Origin of the sequence: Vibrio marinisediminis (assembly GCF_014050145.1) — a bacterium.
Lineage (GTDB): Bacteria > Pseudomonadota > Gammaproteobacteria > Enterobacterales > Vibrionaceae > Vibrio > Vibrio marinisediminis.
In genome coordinates this window covers 1-17,451 of record NZ_JACFYF010000021.1, presented here as the reverse complement: position 1 = coordinate 17,451, position 17,451 = coordinate 1, and the positions used below count along the sequence as shown (strand labels likewise).

Below are 17,451 nucleotides of genomic sequence, written 5' to 3'. Positions count from 1 at the left end.
AAACTATATTAGCCAAACATAATGAAAACTTGTCGTGAAACCCAAAGAAGTTTAGGCCCCGAAACCATGACCACTAACAGCGCAGCCAATCCGCCTCCTTATACTCAAGAGTCCAATTTTGAGCAAGCAATCAATAAGGAAATTGCTGAACTATGGCACACTCGAGAAGAAGGTTTTTGCCGCTCATCAGACAAACGCAACCTATTCTGGGTTTCACTTACTTCAAAACACCATACTAAAGCAATTGTAGTCGTAAATGGGCGAATAGAATGCACCCATAAGTATCAGGAACTGTTCTACGATTTATTTCACCAAGGCTATGACATTTACTCGTATGATCACCGCGGGCAAGGGCTCTCTGAACGCTTAGTTAAAAACCGCGATATTGGTTATGTTGAGGAGTTTGATGATTACGTTGAAGACCTAGCATTAATGGTGGAGCAGTTTGAATTAAGCCGTTACCAAAAGCGCTACCTACTTGGGCACTCAATGGGGGGAAATGTTATCACCCGTTATGTGCAAACCCATCCCTGTCACCCATTTGATGCGATGGCGCTAAGCGCCCCTATGTTTGGCGTTAATGTTCCTTGGTATTTAAAACCCATTGCACGTTGGGTAGGCCAATTACTTACGGCGTTTCACGCCGAGCCGGCTTATGCCCCAGGGCAAGCGCCATACTACGCTAAGCCTTATGAAGGCAACCTACTGAGCCAAAGTAGCATTCGTTACCATTGGTTCCGAAATTTATATGAAAGCAGACCAGAACTGCAAGTTGGTGGAGCAAGCTCACGCTGGGTATGGCAAGGGCTAATCGCTTGTAAACAAAGTATTCTGATGACTCGTCAAGTGAAGATACCATTGCTTTTGTTGCAAGCCAGTGACGATAAAATCGTCGCCAATGACGCGCAAGTGCAATTCATTAAAAAGTTAGCGAAAACCAACTCCGATTGTGCAATGAGCATTATTTATCACGCCAAACATGAACTTTTTTTCGAGCAAGACGAATACCGCAACCAAGCATTGCATAACACACTACAATTTTTCTCGGCTCATTAAGAGAAATTAAAATAAGGAAAGAGAGGGTTGGTTTTTTACCCTCTTTTTCGTTCCTCAATTAGAGTAAACTAACGGCTCTCGCAATTCGGCTCTTCGCATTGCAGCGTTATGTTCAGATGAGGACAATATGACCACACCACGCAAAGATACTCCATTCCAACTCGTCGCCTCGGATCTTGACGGTACCCTTTTAGCGCCAAACCACAAGCTAAGTGATTTCTCTAAGAAAACGCTGAAAGATCTCCATGGAAAAGGCTTCACCTTTATCTTTGCTACTGGTCGTCATCATATTGATGTTGCAGGCATTCGCGAACATGTGGGAATTCCTGCCTACATGGTGACTTCAAACGGTGCCCGCGTACACGATCAAAATAGCAAATTGATGTACAGCAATAACGTACCGATGGACTTGGTAAAGCAAGTGATCGACACGATCAAAGTGGATCCGGAAATCTTCATTCATATCTACCGCAATGATGACTGGATGCTAAACCGTGATGATGAATTCTTACGTAACTATCATGAAGAATCCGGCTTTAGCTACACTTTATATGATGTGAACAACCCGCCGACCGATGGTATCGCGAAGCTATTCTTTACTCACCCAAACCAAGATCATGAATATTTGGTTAAGTTTGAAGACCAACTAAACGAAAAGTTTGGTGACCAATTAAATATCGCATTCTCTACGCCTTGGTGTTTAGAAGTGATGGCTGCCGATGTATCAAAAGGTGAAGCACTGAAGGTGATCGCCGAATCATTAGGATTAGCGTTGGAAAACTGTATCGCCTTTGGCGATGGCATGAACGATGTCGAAATGCTGCAAATGGCAGGAAAAGGCTTGGTCATGGAAACGTCTCATCAACGAGTGAAAGAGACGCTGCCAAACAATGAAGTGATCGGTAGCAACGCGGATGATGCCGTTGCTCATTACCTACAAGATCACCTATTGTAATGTTTAAAAAGGTAGCTTCGGCTGCCTTTATTTTTACCGTGACGGCAACTGTTCTTTGCTTAGAATGGCTTGCCACTCCGGTTCGGAAACGGGCATCACGGAAAGCCGATTACCACGCTTCACCAATGGCAAGTTTGCTAACTCAGGCATCGCCTTCAAAACCGCCAGAGGGATCACTCGCTCAGTCTTACGCACAAACTCAATATCCACCATAAACCACCGTGGATTATCCACCGTCGACTTGGCATCGTAATAGTCACTCTCAATATCGAAAGCGTAATGGTCGGGATAAGACGCCTTAGTCACTTTAGCTATTCCGGCAACCCCCACATGCTTACATGAAGAGTGGTATACCAATACTGAATCCCCTACCTTTACATCATCACGCAACATATTACGCGCTTGATAATTGCGGACACCTTCCCAGCATGAGCGTTTTTGTGTCCGTAGAGTGTCAATAGAGAAGGTGTCTGGTTCAGTTTTAAACAGCCAGTATGCCATAATGTCCTCAATATCAGTTCGGATAAGGAAGATATAGCATGAAGGCATTAAGAAACCCAGCGACGCTGGTCAGCCTTTTCGCATTGCAAGCGTGCTCAATGTTTGATTTTGGGTCTCAACAACAATCCACTCAACCGACAGAGCCACTCGCCAATTTGGAGCAGCCTAGTTCCGTGACGCCGCAGACATTCATTCTTCGTGGTGAAGTCATACTGGGTCATGAAGCACAGTCCATTCAGCCTTGCGGCAGTGATAAGCAATATTGGCTATCCATTGATAACGACAAATTCAAACAAGCAATGCGCCTGGTCAATACACCTTATCAGCCATTGTATGGCGAAATGATTGGGCATTTAGAAACCTCAAGCCAAGATGGATTTGATGGTGATTACAATGCACGATTTGTTGTCGATAAAATCAATGTGTTATCCGCCGAGAACCCAAATCGCTGCGAACAACCCGTTCAACCAACACGCGCTTTTGGCAATGAACCATTTTGGTCATTGAGCTTTACTCCTTCTGCTTTGATCTTTCAGCCTATGGGTGGAGAAAAGCACCAACTAGCCATAACTTCTTCACGCATTGAGCCAAACCGTCGCCGTTACGATTTTGAACAAGGGCAACTCGAGCTGAATCTGCGTAGTTGTTCAGACAGCATGAGCGATACTCTTTATGGCTGGAGCTCAACCTTAAATCTGGATGGCAAAAAATACCAAGGTTGTGCCACTCTCTCTAACATCGATACGACGCTAGACTGGGCTGGTATTTATCAAGCAGCATCAACACAAAGCAGTGGATTCAGCGTTATTCTGGAAATGAAAAATGATCACTCCGCAACAACCACCTACCGCTATCAAGATGGCAGTGGTGATTTAGTGGAACGAGGTTATTGGCAACAGTTAAGCCCAAGCCAAGTTCAAGTCGTGATGACTCACCACCAGCAACAACCACTACTTTCGGAACGCTTATTCGTACGCGATGGTTATCAGCTCACCGCCGATAAAGAAAAAGTAGGCGATGTTATTTATCCCATCGCTGATGGTGGCTTAGTGCTGTTTAAATCTCAATTAAGTGCCGCTGAAAGCAGCCCGCCTCCAGCATTGGGTAACTCGAATGCCATCCCTTCATCCGCGCAATTTAACCCAAAAGTTGATCGCGCTTTACGTGCGTATTTTGCCATGCACAAAACCGATCCGAGTGGCACCCGTTACCGCTGGCTTACGTATGATCTCAATGGCGATGGGCAAGAAGAGTTACTCGCCCAACTAGATTGGTGTGGCTCTGGTGGATGCACATTGCTGATTTTTGAGAATCATCAACAACAGTGGCGCTTCAACAGCCGCATGACGCTAGTAAATACACCGCTTAATGTAGGGCAAAAGACCAATCATGGCTGGCGCGATTTAGTGCTGTTTGTGCGTGGCGGTGGGGCAGAGCCGAATCAACACGTACTTCGTTACGACAATATAAGCTACCCACTAAATCCTAGTACGGCACCGATTGCCAGCTTTGATGATATCAGTTCAGTGCAACTATTTAGCGATGGGCTGACTCCACATCAAGAAGGAGTGGCGCTTTAATGGCTCAAAACGTACCGTGTGCAGATTGTGGTTTACGCTATCAGTGTGTTTGCCACTTACTGCCTCATTTTGAGTCCCCAGCCCATATTGCGCTGCTGATGCACGAAAATGAACTCAGCCGAGAAACCAATACCGGGCAATGGCTACTTAAAGCGATCCCTTCAACTAGCCAGCATATCTGGCAACGTAAAACGCCTTGCCCACAACTAATGACCTTGCTCAATGATGCGCAGTATCAGCCCTACTTGCTGTTCCCAAGCGAATCTAGTTTATCGCTATCACAAGCGAGCCAATCGGCACTTATTGCAAAGAAGAAGCCGCTGTTCATCATTCTTGATGGCACATGGCAAGAGGCGGGAAAGATGCTGAGAAAGAGTGCTTGGTTGAAAGAGTTAGCTTGTGTACACCTACAACCGAGTGAACAATCTGACTACCAACTCAGACGAAATCAGCAGCAAGGCCACTTGTGCACTTTAGAGGTCGGCGCTGAAATCATCAAAGAGCTCGGTTGTGTTGAACAAGCCTCTCAACTGACTGATTTTTTCCACCACTATATGCGTGCATTCAACGCAGACAAAAGCGGGCACGCGTTCAAAGGTGAAATCTAGGTGATTAGAGAAGCAATAATGACTCTAATTGGTGAATTTCGATATCAGGCAATACACTGCTGTGCTTTGCTTGACGTAACGATATGCCTTGATCGTTAAACCAACATGCCTGAAAGCCATTATGTTTTGCTCCTGCGACGTCCGTTTTAAGATGATCACCCACATGCAAAATCGATTGGCTTTCTACCCCTACAAATTGCTGTGCTTTAACAAACATATCAGGGTGAGGCTTGGCGTAGCCATCTCGCCCACCTTTTAGAATTAAAGCAAAGTAACCACTCAAGCCAATTCGTTCGACGTCCACATTGCCGTTAGTGATCGCCACCAGCGGATATTTCTCTGCCAATTGACGCATAACTTGATGGGTAACATCGGGGACAGAAAAGTCACTGCGCAGAGCAAAGACCACTTCCAGCAACTCATCCGCCGCTTGCTTGGCCTGCTGCGATGAGTATCCCAGTTGAGTTAACCCTAGTTGCGCGGTGCGATGACGCCACAGCGTCAAGTCACTGTACAACCAAGGATCTTGCTCAGCCAATTCAAGCTTAAGCTTCAACCACCACGCCTCATCACGGGTTGCGGCAAGCGGATGATGTTGATGAAACCATGCCGTAGCTTCACGAGTGAGGCGAGTAATCACTGGACGGTTGTCATATAGCGTATCGTCCAAATCAAAACTCATCGCCTTGATAGGCTTTAGCTGTCGGTAATATTTCATCGCCTCACCTTACTCATTCCACTGACTGAAGTTGCTGATGGTTTAGTTTGCTGGTTTCTTCTTCGCACGCGGATGCGCTTGGTCATACACTTGCGCGAGATGTTGAAAGTCTAAATGGGTATAGATTTGCGTGGTTGAAATGTTTTCATGCCCAAGCAACTCTTGCACCGCACGTAAGTTATTGCTCGACTCAAGCATATGGGTCGCAAAAGAGTGGCGCAATTTATGTGGGCTAATATGGCTTGCTACGGATTGCTTCTGCCCCCACTCCGCCATACGTTTTTGCACATTTCGGTGAGAAATGCGTACGCCAAGCTTCGAGACAAACAGTGCTTTCTCATCACCTTTTGCTAGGCTTGAACGAACTTTAAGCCATTTACCAACCCACTCTTTCGCTAAACCAGAAAAAGGGACTTTGCGTTCTTTGTCGCCTTTACCCACCACGCGCAGTTCGCCACTGAAGAAGCTGACATCCTTAACGTTAACACTCACCATTTCAGCTAATCGCAGACCAGCACCATACATCAACTCCATCATTGCTCGGTCACGAATCGACAACGGATCGTCATCGGTCACTTCAAGTAATTGACCAACCTCATCGACATCAAGGTTCTTTGGTAATGGGCGCTTTTTGCGTGGGGCGGAAACCCCTTTCGCTGGGTTGGCTGAAAGCTCACCGCGTAGAATGAGGAAATCAAAAAAACTACGTAGAGAGGAGAGACGCGTAGCAAGGCTACTCGGTTTCATCCCTTCTCGCATCCCTTTACTCGCCAGTTGTCGAACCCAAGCCGCGTCGACCTGTGCCCACTCCTTTAAGCCCATAGTCACAAGATGCTGAGCCATGGTTTCAAGTTGCTGTTTGTAGTTACGTTGGGTGTGGAGACTCAGCCCTTTCTCACTTCGTAGGTATTCATAGAAGCGTAGCAAGGGCTGCTGTAAGCCGTTAGGCAGAGGTTGTACTGATTCGCTCATCGGTGTCCATATGCCAAGGCAATGTTGCTATCACATGTGAAAGAACAAGAGCCAAATGACGTAAAAATAGGGTATCCATATGGGGCTGAAAGTGACCGCCATCTTCGCTAGAAAAAGCGATAAGCCCTTGCGCTTTACCTTTAACTAAAGGTAGCACAACGTAGGAACCAAGCTCCGGTGAACGGTTTTGCTCACCAAACAGTAATTCTCTATCCGCCTTGCGCATGCGACCCAAGTAAGCCGATTTACCATTGAGGTTATTGGTCGCAAACCGTTGGTAATGCTCAAAGCTGGTTTGATAATGTTTTGATGGTGCATCAAACAAACGTACATAAGCGACTAAACCCAATGTTTTAGCTTTACTCTCAATCGCTTTAAGTACCGATAGCAGCGAATCACATTTTAAAATCTGCTCTTGCAGATCCATAAACTCATGAAAGGTTCTATCGTTATTCGCCGCTAGAGACATCAGGGCGGTGATCTCTTCTTCGAGCTCTTCAATCCGTTGGCGTTGGCGATTTAACTGCACATGCACCAAAGAAACGGCACCTTGTTCTTGGTTTGGCAGTGCTAGGCGATCCACCAATTCACGACGTTCTACAAAATAATCTGGGTTATCACGCAGATACTCTGCCACTACTTCTGCAGTTAATGCATCTGCTTCAATCTGAGACACTACTGATCCTTAATTAACAGTTAATTTGACCGTCGAAGACGTGCGTTGCAGGGCCGGTCATATACAGTGGCGAACCCATACCTTGCCAGTAAATATTCAGCTCACCACCAGGTAAATTGACTTTCACTTGCGAATCTAACAAGCCTTGCACAATACCCACAGCAACCGCTCCACAAGCACCGCTACCGCAAGCCTGAGTTTCACCCGCACCACGCTCATAGACACGTAGGTTGATTTCACTACGACTGACTACCTGCATAAACCCAGCATTAACACGCTCAGGAAAACGCTCATGTGACTCTAGCATTGGACCCAATGTGTCAACATCCGCCGTCGCCACATCATCAACCACAGTTACAACATGTGGGTTACCCATACTCACCGCGCCACAAAACAGTGTTTTGTCTTCAGCACGCATAATGTAGGTCTTTTCCATCTGCTTGGCTTTGAATGGGATTTTGTTCGGCTCAAACTCGGGCACACCCATATTCACGGTAACTTGGTCATCTTCTTCAATGCTGAGCACCATTTTGCCTTTTTTGGTACTAACACTGATGCTGTATTTATTGGTTAATCCCTTCATTCGCACAAAGCGCGCAAAACAACGAGCACCATTACCACACTGCTCTACTTCACTACCATCAGCATTGAATATACGGTAGTGAAAGTCACTTTCAGGATCATAAGGAGCCTCAACCACTAATAGCTGATCAAAGCCCACCCCAGTATGTCGATCCGCCAAACGGCGGATCAAATCCGGGGAGAAAAAAATGTTTTGGGTAATACAATCCACAACCATAAAGTCGTTACCCAAACCATGCATTTTAGAAAAATGGAAATGCATACAGTTTTAATTACTCCGGTAATACGCTTTCAAGCTCCCACAAGCTCGACAGTTCTTCACGTTGACGAACCAAGTGCGCACGATTGCCATCAATCATGACTTCCGCTGCTCTTGTACGAGTATTGTAGTTTGATGACATTACGAAACCATAAGCACCTGCAGAGCGAACAGCCAGTAAATCATTTGCTTCAAGAGCTAAGGCGCGATCTTTACCCAAGAAGTCACTGGTTTCGCAAATCGCACCCACCACGTCGTAAGTTTTCGCTTCGCTTTGACGCGGTTGAACAGGCACGATGTCTTGCCATGCTTGGTAAAGAGCGGGACGCATGAGATCATTCATCGCCGCATCCACAATGGCAAAGTTTTTATGTTCGGTATGCTTTAAGAATTCGACCTTAGTCAACAACACACCGGCGTTAGCGACAATGGCGCGACCAGGCTCGAATATCAACTCAAGATCTTGATGGTTACCTAAACGACCAAGTAGCGCCTTGGCATACTCAGAAGGTTGTGGTGGCAACTCATCACGATAAATCACACCTAAACCACCACCCACATCCAAATGGCGGATATTGACACCTTGTGCCTGCAATTCATCGACCAGCGCTAGCAAACGATCTGTGGCATCAATAAAGGGGTCAATATCGGTGAGTTGAGAGCCTATGTGGCAATCAATACCTTTTACATCGAGGTGCTCTAGGCTATTGGCTAGCTTGTACACCACAGGAGCGCGATCAAAAGCGATACCAAATTTGTTGTCACGCAGACCGGTTGAAATATAAGGGTGCGTTTGAGCATCAACATCAGGGTTGATTCGTAATGAGACAGGCGCTTTAACCCCTATCTCGCTCGCGACTTTATTTAAGCGTTCAAGCTCAGGTTCTGATTCAACATTAAAGCACTTAATGCCCACTTCGAGCGCACGCTTCATTTCGGCTTCAGTTTTACCTAAACCAGAAAACACCACTTTACTTGGATCACCACCCGCCGCCAGTACACGTTCTAACTCACCACCAGAGACGATATCAAAACCTGAGCCTAAGCGAGCTAAGGCATTCAATACGCCAATGTTTGAGTTTGCTTTAACCGCAAAACAGACCAAATGGGGATGGTCGCCGACCGATTTATCAAAGGCGTGCCAATGACGCTCAATCGTCGCGCGAGAATAGACATAAAGTGGCGTTCCAAACTGCTCTGCTAAGTCAGAAAGAGGAACCTCTTCGGCCCAAAGTTGGCCATCATCCTGATAGTTGAAGTAATCCAATTTGCTTTCCCTTTAATTATTGTGTTGTTTACCGCCTGGCGTCATTGCCGATTGCGATATTACTGAGACTGCTCGTTTTGTTGAGCGTCATCAGGCATATAGAGTGGTCCCGTTTGGCCACAACCAGCCAAACCTAACATAGAGACAATAAATAGAGCTAAGATTGATTTTTTCATAGGTCTAACCGTGATTATTCTTTCAATGCCCCCTATAATCGCACCACACTCAGGAAAAGCAATAGGATAGACAAGATGAACGATACAGAATTTCATCAACTTGCGGATGAGCAAATGCAATTCATTGAAGAAATGATCGATGATTCAGGCGCTGACGTCGACTACGAAACATCAGGCAATGTCATGACTTTGGAGTTTGATGATCGCAGCCAAATCATTATTAACCGCCAAGAACCGATGAAAGAAATCTGGCTTGCTTCTCGTTCCGGTGGATTCCATTTTGCTTTTGTTGACCAACAGTGGATCTGTTCAAAAACTGGCATGGAATTGATCACTATGGTGAAACAAGAATGCGAAAAACACGCGGGTGAAGCGATTGACTGGGTGTAAGGGTTAAAAGTTTCAAAACAAAAAAGAGCACATTCGTGCTCTTTTTTGTTTTTAGGCGTTAACTGCGCGAGTTGGCTTTACGTATGTGGCACCATCATTACGATATGGCACGATATAAGGCTCGCCACCCTCTTCGCAATAAACAATTTGATAGTATTGCGGTAAGTTGAAGTTGATAAATTTTGATGCCACGGCATTATCATCACGAACTGAAGTATAAAAACTGTTCACGCTGGCAATCATTTCATCTTTTTCACCATTGTACTGATGGTAAACCTCTACTCGGTTTGCTTCATCGAGAACATAGATATTGAAACCTTGTTCTGAATCTTCAAAAAAGAATTGTACTAAACCTTCGCTGGCACAATTATCAACAATCTCAGGCAACTGATAATCTTGCTCTTGGTCCAACATCAATAGCGGTGAACCTTTCAGTTTATTGGTTGAAATACTCCGGTAGAAATCGACCGAGTTCTCTAACATCTGCACTGATACGCCACGGCGTTCAAAGAACAAACCATACATTTGCTGACCAATACGCAACGCTTTAAAGCGGCGACGTTTTTCTTGTTCAACTGGCTTTAAGCGCAAATCAATACACTCTGCTAGCAACTGGTACACCATATTACGCATGACACCGCGTAAATTTTTGCTGTAACAGAATACATCAACAGATTCAGGTGGTAGCGCATCTTGGTGCATTTTACCCAAAACGGTTTTCAACCCGTCCAGCATTGCGGTTTCACCTTTGAAATGCAAAGTACGTACTTCATGCCAAGAATTTCGATAAACCAGATCCACACTACCGACTAAACATTTCTGCTCAGGACCATAGCTAAAGATATCGATATTCTTCAGGTCCACTTTCAGCGACTTACCACTGAGTTCCGCCGTTGGGTCTTCTTCAAAGTTAATAAACATCGCCAGTTGGCTGATCTCACATGGGCTTGCCAACGCTTGCATAGTTGGGCGGCGCTTACGCAGTGAGAAGGTATTACGTAAATCACTCACCATCTGATAGAACTTATCAATGTCTAGGTGGGCATCACGAATCACCGCATTCAAATGGGTTGATTCAGTGATCAAGCCATTAAAAAACGCCCAAGCAACTAACTTACTTAAGTATTCGTTATGATCGAGAGAGGGTTGACCCAAAATTCGATGCGGCTGCAAAGGTTGTTTATAAAGATACCAGCCAGATTGATTGGTACGTCCCGGTTGAACTTCAATAAAAGTCAGCTCTGGTTCGTGCAAATCAGGAGAAATTTGTGGGTTGAGCAAAGTCACTTTGCCCGGTAAAACTTCAAATGCAGCGTACAACTTACGCGCAAGAATACTGATATCTTGTGGGCTAATGGCTGACGTGATGTCGTTGCGACGTGCGAACTGGATCAAGTTGCGATAACTGAGCATCAATGCATCTAACAACGAATCATGCACCAATTTAACTTGCTCAACCTTCCAATGACGACGGTTGTCCAATTCAGCAATAATTTGCGGTTGCCACTGCCATTGCTCAACCAAAACACTGAGTACCTCACGGCGCCAAGGCACGGAACCAGCCCCAGGCTCACGGGATAATTTTTCGTGAGTTTTGAGGTAGAAACAGCGGCGGACAAGCTCAAGACGTGTGGTATCACCAATGCGCTCAAGGTAACGAGTCACCTTTTCCAGCATAAGATAATAAGCATCCATACAGTAGAGAGCTGGCTCATTCGCAAAGAATCGACGCTTAGTATCTATACTGAGTAACTGGGCATTTGGGTACTCCCACGAATACGCTTCCAATAAGATTGCTTTCAGTACCGATTTATAAGGCGAATCGATACTTTTGTATAGCTGCCACAAATTCGAGCCAAAATACTCTTCAGCTGGAATGCGGTGTAACTGACCAAAATCGATCCAAGTACTGCAATCAATAGAGCCATTATTGCAAAGCTCTTTAACGTATTCGTCGTAGCACTCTTCCATTTCTGGTGGGACGATTTGCCACAATAAGCGTTGTCCGGCTAAACGGACGGCACTGCGATAAAACTCATCCAACAACAACATGTGTTGCGATGAACCACAGTTATCGCCGGTCATTTCCTCAGAGCGATTTGACCTAAAACGATCTTCATCCATGATGAAGAAATTCGCTTCAACACCTTGGCTCTGAGCCCAATCAGTGATGAGCAAGCATTTGTTGTTAAGGTATTCTCGCTCGTCGCGACTCATCAACGGTGAAACGCAAACCCAAATATCTAAATCACTAGAAGTACTTTGACCGATTGATGAGGTACTCCCCATCGTGTAAAGCGCTAAAATGGCTGGGGATACATTTTCGGTGAGCGGCTGACCAATGGTTAGCTCGGTATCTTCAATGAACTGCTGTTGTTCATTGTTCAACTCAAAGCCATAAATACCGTAAGGTACTAGCGAGTCATAATAACCGGGAAAAACGGGGTGGTTGTAATGCAGAAGAGCAGGAATAAGATGGAATACTCGCTGAGCTTGCAAATCCATAAGTGCCAGCGCGCGATCAATTCGCTGCTGGTTCAAACTATCTAGTCTTTGAATTAACTTCTCAGTGTAAGCCTGCAAGGGAGATTCCTTGGTTATTTCCTATAATACGCCTTGCTCAATAATCAGGCTAAAGCGCCAACAAAACGTGATCAATCTATCATTTTTATTTTAATTGGTAAAGATTTGTACGATCGAATCTACATTGTTTTGTGTTTCAACATCCGTGAATTTCCTGTCTCCTAGTTTGGTCTGTAACGGTCTTTTCTAATAATAACCTAGTTAACAAACGAGACTTTTATCACAATATTTTGACCGATTTATGCCACGTCGAGTCCATTTCTTCATTCACAGCATAGATCAGTAAATTTTTTGTCCTCTCAGTGGTAGGATTACTCTATCTACCATAAATTCAAAACAGGCGAATATGACAAACACTTCTCCAATTCGAATTGCAACTCGCAAAAGCCCTCTTGCCTTATGGCAAGCATATTATGTAAGAGACGCTTTGCAAGCCGCTCACCCAGGTCTTGAGGTTGAACTCGTGACTATGGTAACCAAGGGTGACATCATTTTGGATACGCCGCTAGCGAAAGTAGGTGGTAAAGGTCTGTTCGTGAAAGAACTCGAAGTCGCAATGCTAGAAGGTCGAGCTGATCTTGCGGTGCACTCAATGAAAGATGTGCCTGTCGACTTCCCTGAGGGCTTAGGTCTGGTGACAATCTGTGAACGTGAAGATCCACGTGACGCATTCGTCTCCAATACCTACACCAATGTAGATGAACTGCCTCAAGGTGCTGTAGTGGGCACTTGTAGTCTTCGTCGTCAATGTCAGCTAAAAGAATATCGCCCAGATTTAGTGATTAAAGAACTGCGCGGCAATGTTGGCACGCGCCTAGGGAAACTAGACGCTGGTGAATACGATGCAATTGTACTCGCAGCCGCTGGTCTTAAACGCCTTAAATTGGAAGAACGTATCGCCAGCTTTATTGAACCAGAGCAATCTCTTCCAGCGGTAGGTCAAGGTGCGGTTGGCATTGAATGTCGACTTGATGATGAACGCCTGATCAAGTTACTTGCGCCACTAAACCACAAAGATACCGCCGATCGCGTTAAGTGTGAGCGCGCGATGAATATTACCCTAGAAGGTGGCTGTCAGGTACCAATCGGCAGCTACTCACTACTTGAAGGGGATGAGCTATGGTTGCGTGCGCTGGTTGGCGAACCAGATGGAACCGAAATGGTTCGTGGTGAAATTCGCGGTCCACGCGAGCAAGCTGAAGAGATGGGTGTCAAACTCGCTAACCAACTGCTTGATGCTGGTGCTCGTGAAATCCTAACTAGATTGTACGCTGAACACGAGTAATCACTATGACAGTGTTGGTTACTCGACCTGGCGAACAGGGAATATCGCTTTGTCGTCAACTTAATCAGCAGGGCATCAAGGCAATCAATCATCCATTGATTGCCATACGAGCTGGGGAGCAACTCCCTAGCTCAACTAAAATGTTACCGCAGGCTGACATTATCATTACGGTGAGTCAGCACACGATAGAGTTCACCCACCAATCTCTCACGATCGCCAACTCTTGTTGGCCCAAAAATGCGACCTACCTTGCCGTCGGTCAAAAAACCGCGCAGTTTTTAAGCAAATTTACCAATCAGAAAGTACACTACCCTGAGATAGGTGACAGTGAAAACTTACTTGAACTACCCCAGCTAAAGAATGTGTCAGGCAAACGTATCGTCATTTTAAGAGGTAATGGTGGTAGAGAGCTAATCTATGACACGCTCATCGCTCGAGGAGCTCATGTCGAGTACTGCGAAGTTTATAAGCGAGAAAACCTCGCTTTCCGCTCAGAAATTGCAGTACCGTTCTGGCAAGATAGCCAGGTAGATCAACTAATAATTACTAGCTCGGGACAGCTGAGTTTTTTCATAGATCAAATCGCGCCGCCCTACAGAAATTGGATTTTCAAATTGGCGCTTTTTGTTCCGAGTGAACGCATAGCTATCGAAGCGCGGCGAGTTGGCTTCCACACCGTCGTCAATACAGGAAGTGCTTCAAATAAAGACTTATTGGCAGCTCTGGCCAAGGAAACAGGACGAAAACAATGACAAGTAAAAAAAATAACGACCAAGTTAAATCAGAGAAGAACGAGGAAGTTCAAGAGCAAAGCGTCGAAACGACCTCTCCAACTGAAACGAAATCAGAAGCTAAATCAGAAACAGTCACCGACACTGCCGTTGAGCCAAAAGCTCAACCTGAAAGCACAACGGTAGAACAAGACAAACCAACCACTACACCTCAAGTAGAAGAGAAGCAAGGTAAACGAGGCGTCAAGTTAGGTGTTATTGCTATCGTTCTTTCCATCTTATTTGGTGGCGGCTTAACTTACCATATGCAGCAAAAAGACGCGCAATACCAAGCGCAGCTAAACGAGCTCACCGCAAAACTTGAGCAAACCAAAACGGCTTTAACCAATGAAGTGGTCGCAGCAGAAAAGGCAACCATTGCTAAGGCGACCGAAATTAGCCACCGCGCTGATACGGTGCTAGCCCAGCAACAAAAAAGTATCGAAAGCCTACAAGTCGCATTAGCTGACGTGAAAGGGCGTCGTCCAAATGACTGGCTATTAGCGGAAGCTGATTACTTAGTTAAGCTCGCTGGTCGTAAACTGTTTCTTGAAAACGACGCAGAAAGTGCAACCCTTTTGATGGAGAGTGCGGACCAGCGCATTGCGGCATTGAACGACCCAAGTCTTGTACCACTGCGAAAATCAATGGCAAACGACATCACAAAACTAAAATCAATACCACTAATTGACCGTGATGGCTTGGTTTTACGCTTAACGGCACTGCAGCAGCAAGTCGATGATCTTCCATTAGCCAATGCCATTCTTCCAGAAGCGAAGGTAGAAAAACCAGAGCAGGTATCGCAAGACATCAATGACTGGCAAGCAAACCTGAAAACGTCTTTGAAAGACTTCTCAGAAAACTTCATTACCTTCCGAACTCGTGATGGTAACGTGATCCCGCTACTTTCTCCTCAGCAGCATTTCTACTTAAAAGAGAACATGAAAGCTAAGTTGGAAACAGCGATCAAAGCGGTCTACGTTGAGCAGCAAGATATTTATGTAGCAGCACTGACTACGGCAGAGAAATGGTCTCAATCTTTTTATGATCAAGAGAACAATTCAGTAAAAGAGTTTAATAAGACTCTCGAACTTTTAAGTAAGCAAACCGTTCAAGTTGAGTACCCAGTAAAACTCGAAACTCAGCAAGTTTTATCTGACGTAATCCGTGAGCGACTACGCCGTGAAGTCACAACGCTAGTAACGGAGGAGAAATAATGTTTCGACTTATTTTCCTCTTTGCCATTCTTGGTGCAGGGTTGTTTGTAGGCAGTCAATACACTGGTCAGCAAGGTTATGTGCTTGTCTCAGTAGCAGATAAAACCATTGAAATGAGTGTGACAACACTCGTTATCTTTATCATTGCTGCTCTAGCTGCTCTTTTCGGTTTAGAGTACGTCATCAAGAAAATTTTCTATGCTAGCTCAGCAACATGGAACTACTTCAGTGTACGTAAAATGCGTCGCTCTCGCCGCTATACCAACGAAGGCATCATCAAACTTCTTGAGGGTGATTTCAAAGATGCAGAGAAGAAGGTCACTCGCTGGGCAAATCACCACGATATGCCTCTGCTGTGCTACCTTGTTGCTTCTGAAGCTGCACAAGGCATGGGAGATAGCAATAAACGCGACCACTACTTAAAACTGGCATTAGAGCAAAAAGACTCTCGCCTTGCGGTTGAGCTTACTCGAGCAAAGCAGCAACTACGTGAAGCCCGTTTTGATGAAGCATTTGCCACATTATCGGACTTAAAAGGTGAGTATCCAAATAATGCGGTCGTGCTTAACTTACTCAAAACTGTTTATGTTGAGCTTAAACTTTGGCAACCTCTTTTAGAGCTACTACCTAAACTGGCTAAAGCCAAACTCATCACCAAAGAAGAGCAACAGCAATTAGAACTTGTTGCCCAATGTGGTTTGCTTGCCGAGGTTGCAGAGCAAAAAGGTAGCGAAGGTCTGATTCAACACTGGAATTCACTGCCACGTAAGGTTAAAACAGACCTTCACCTAGTTGAGTGTTTCACTAAGCAATTAATTAATCGTAAAGCTGATGACCAAGCGTTTACCATTATTAAAGAAACCCTTAAAAAACATCCGACTGCTGATCTCTATAAGTTGCTGCCTGAGCTGAACTTATCTGATAGCCACCCTGCAATGGTATTTCTAGAAGAGACACTGCGCAAAAATGGCAATAACGCGGAAGCACATAGCGCACTAGCTCAATTTCATCTACGCGGTCAAAAGTGGTCCGAAGCACAACAGCACTTCGAAAAAGCACTAGCGCAACGATCTAATGTATCTGACTATGCTTACCTTGCTGATTCATTAGAGAAGCAGAACTTTAATAAAGCCGCACATGAAGTATCGAAGAAAGCACTAACTTTGGTTAACAATCAATAACGAAATCAAACACTCATATCTAAGCCGACCTTACTAGGTCGGCTTTTTTTATTCTAAATAAACTATTCAGCTTTCATTCATAGCGAATGCCATACTCTATGTGACATTACTCTAAGATGTTATGGATTCTTATCATGCAAAAGATTGCGACTGTTCTAATTGCCACCTCACTCATTGTTCTGCCCTCTCTAGTTCTTGCTAAACCTCTTGAGGCAAACACCTTAGAAAACGGTAAACAAAACTACCAAAGGCTTTGTTTATCCTGTCACGGTGAACTTGGTCATGGTGATGGTATTGCCGGACAAGCCCTAAGCGAGCAACCTTCAAACATCTATCAAGGACTCAACTCTTGGTTTGAATCTGAAGCTGAATTGATTGATACGGTACTCAATGGCAATGAGGAGATGCCGGCTTGGGGTAACTTACTCAACGAACAACAAGTCAAAGAAATCTTTACTTACATCGAATATGTCAACAAAGACTAAGTAATTGCCTGCGGTTACAGTCAAGCAAACTCATTCGAACCAAGGTTGAAACCGTCATATAAGTCTAGGAATGATGGAGACGCCTAGGCTATCCTCGGACACTAGCGGTACTCGATTCCTTTGCAAAAGTAATTTCTTTCAGATGTGAAAAAGCCCTGCTATTTCTAGCAGGGCTTTTCAATAAGTGGCG

At 45.0% G+C, this 17,451-nt stretch carries 18 protein-coding genes; 10 read left to right on the top strand and 8 right to left on the bottom strand.

The window, feature by feature from the left end; translation table 11 throughout:
- The first annotated feature begins 66 nt into the window (after positions 1-66).
- The gene (locus H2O73_RS18980) at positions 67-1,056 is read left to right on the top strand and encodes an alpha/beta fold hydrolase (protein ID WP_182110497.1); all 990 of its coding nucleotides are present in this window, start codon (positions 67-69) and stop codon (positions 1,054-1,056) included.
- A 127-nt stretch (positions 1,057-1,183) separates the two neighbouring features.
- Entirely contained in the window at positions 1,184-2,011 is an 828-nt protein-coding gene (locus tag H2O73_RS18975; protein WP_182110496.1) for a Cof-type HAD-IIB family hydrolase, read from the top strand.
- Between the two features lie 33 nt (positions 2,012-2,044).
- Here the strand turns inward: H2O73_RS18975 and H2O73_RS18970 are convergent, their stop codons facing one another.
- Positions 2,045-2,512: an EVE domain-containing protein gene (locus H2O73_RS18970; RefSeq protein WP_182110495.1), complete on the bottom strand. Its 468-nt coding sequence runs from the start codon at positions 2,510-2,512 to the stop codon at positions 2,045-2,047.
- Positions 2,513-2,550: 38 nt separating this feature from the next.
- Here H2O73_RS18970 and H2O73_RS18965 point away from each other — a divergent pair, with 38 nt between their 5' ends.
- Both H2O73_RS18965 and H2O73_RS18960 read left to right on the top strand, forming a co-directional pair.
- On the top strand, positions 2,551-4,092 hold the full coding sequence (locus H2O73_RS18965; RefSeq protein ID WP_182110494.1) for a COG3650 family protein: 1,542 nt from the start codon (positions 2,551-2,553) through the stop codon (positions 4,090-4,092).
- Positions 4,092-4,700, top strand: coding sequence for a tRNA-uridine aminocarboxypropyltransferase (locus H2O73_RS18960; protein WP_182110493.1), 609 nt, complete (start codon positions 4,092-4,094; stop codon positions 4,698-4,700). The genes H2O73_RS18965 and H2O73_RS18960 overlap by 1 nt, the downstream gene beginning before the upstream one ends.
- Before the next feature lie 4 nt (positions 4,701-4,704).
- On the opposite strand, the gene yigB is transcribed toward H2O73_RS18960, so the two are convergent.
- From yigB to lptM, 6 genes are read right to left on the bottom strand one after another with little or no spacing between them, the layout of a single operon-like run.
- Positions 4,705-5,418: a 5-amino-6-(5-phospho-D-ribitylamino)uracil phosphatase YigB gene (yigB, locus tag H2O73_RS18955; protein WP_182110492.1), complete on the bottom strand. Its 714-nt coding sequence runs from the start codon at positions 5,416-5,418 to the stop codon at positions 4,705-4,707.
- 42 nt (positions 5,419-5,460) lie between these two features.
- Positions 5,461-6,390 (bottom strand): tyrosine recombinase XerC, encoded by a 930-nt coding sequence (xerC, locus tag H2O73_RS18950; protein ID WP_182110491.1) that lies wholly within the window; start codon positions 6,388-6,390, stop codon positions 5,461-5,463.
- On the bottom strand, positions 6,362-7,066 hold the full coding sequence (locus H2O73_RS18945; RefSeq protein WP_182110490.1) for a DUF484 family protein: 705 nt from the start codon (positions 7,064-7,066) through the stop codon (positions 6,362-6,364). The genes xerC and H2O73_RS18945 overlap by 29 nt, the downstream gene beginning before the upstream one ends.
- Positions 7,067-7,079: 13 nt before the next feature.
- Positions 7,080-7,910, bottom strand: a complete 831-nt coding sequence (gene dapF, locus H2O73_RS18940; RefSeq protein WP_182110489.1) for a diaminopimelate epimerase — start codon at positions 7,908-7,910, stop codon at positions 7,080-7,082.
- Between the two features lie 10 nt (positions 7,911-7,920).
- Positions 7,921-9,174, bottom strand: a complete 1,254-nt coding sequence (lysA, locus tag H2O73_RS18935; protein WP_182110488.1) for a diaminopimelate decarboxylase — start codon at positions 9,172-9,174, stop codon at positions 7,921-7,923.
- 59 nt (positions 9,175-9,233) lie between these two features.
- A complete protein-coding gene (lptM, locus tag H2O73_RS23435; protein ID WP_438696097.1) occupies positions 9,234-9,350 on the bottom strand; it encodes an LPS translocon maturation chaperone LptM in 117 nt (38 codons plus the stop codon).
- Between the two features lie 75 nt (positions 9,351-9,425).
- Between lptM and cyaY the strand changes: the two genes are divergently transcribed.
- Complete coding sequence (gene cyaY / locus H2O73_RS18925) at positions 9,426-9,740, top strand: iron donor protein CyaY (RefSeq protein WP_182110486.1); 315 nt, start codon at positions 9,426-9,428, stop codon at positions 9,738-9,740.
- A 51-nt stretch (positions 9,741-9,791) separates the two neighbouring features.
- Here the strand turns inward: cyaY and H2O73_RS18920 are convergent, their stop codons facing one another.
- Positions 9,792-12,323, bottom strand: a complete 2,532-nt coding sequence (locus tag H2O73_RS18920; RefSeq protein ID WP_182110485.1) for a class I adenylate cyclase — start codon at positions 12,321-12,323, stop codon at positions 9,792-9,794.
- 346 nt (positions 12,324-12,669) lie between these two features.
- Between H2O73_RS18920 and hemC the strand changes: the two genes are divergently transcribed.
- The 5 genes from hemC (at position 12,670) to H2O73_RS18895 (ending at position 17,261) form a co-directional block, all read left to right on the top strand.
- Positions 12,670-13,608, top strand: coding sequence for a hydroxymethylbilane synthase (gene hemC, locus H2O73_RS18915; protein WP_182110484.1), 939 nt, complete (start codon positions 12,670-12,672; stop codon positions 13,606-13,608).
- A gap of 5 nt (positions 13,609-13,613) precedes the next feature.
- Positions 13,614-14,360 (top strand): uroporphyrinogen-III synthase, encoded by a 747-nt coding sequence (locus H2O73_RS18910; protein WP_182110483.1) that lies wholly within the window; start codon positions 13,614-13,616, stop codon positions 14,358-14,360.
- Positions 14,357-15,595, top strand: coding sequence for a uroporphyrinogen-III C-methyltransferase (locus H2O73_RS18905; RefSeq protein ID WP_182110482.1), 1,239 nt, complete (start codon positions 14,357-14,359; stop codon positions 15,593-15,595). The genes H2O73_RS18910 and H2O73_RS18905 overlap by 4 nt, the downstream gene beginning before the upstream one ends.
- Positions 15,595-16,776, top strand: coding sequence for a heme biosynthesis protein HemY (locus H2O73_RS18900; RefSeq protein ID WP_182110481.1), 1,182 nt, complete (start codon positions 15,595-15,597; stop codon positions 16,774-16,776). The genes H2O73_RS18905 and H2O73_RS18900 overlap by 1 nt, the downstream gene beginning before the upstream one ends.
- 134 nt (positions 16,777-16,910) lie before the next feature.
- Entirely contained in the window at positions 16,911-17,261 is a 351-nt protein-coding gene (locus tag H2O73_RS18895) for a c-type cytochrome (protein ID WP_182110480.1), read from the top strand.
- The last annotated feature ends 190 nt before the right edge of the window (positions 17,262-17,451 follow it).